Annotated in this window: 1 pseudogene; it reads right to left on the reverse strand. The window is 44.1% G+C overall.

Going from position 1 to position 263, the window contains the following annotated elements:
• A pseudogene (locus tag AAEY87_RS14085) lies at positions 1-263 on the reverse strand (NUDIX domain-containing protein); the annotation flags it as partial.

Genomic DNA, 263 nt, shown 5'->3' on the forward strand with positions numbered 1-263 from the left:
CTTCGATGAGAGTTTCAACCATTCAAGGATTGTCTTATTAGCAGCGGGCAGATGATACGCTCCTGCCAAAAGCTGTGATTTGCTTACCCAAGTTAATGCCTGCCCTTCTAAACCCTGCTTACGATGTTTATGCTGCTCGTACTGCTCTGCTGTCAGCTCAATCTTATAAACCTGTAAGCTGACCTGCTTGTCGCCATAATCATGATGCAAACGCCCAAGCTTAACGATAGTATTATCATCAAGTAAGATACCTGTCTCTTCAG

The organism is Psychrobacter sp. S1-30-MNA-CIBAN-0213 (assembly GCF_040309845.1).
GTDB lineage: Bacteria > Pseudomonadota > Gammaproteobacteria > Pseudomonadales > Moraxellaceae > Psychrobacter.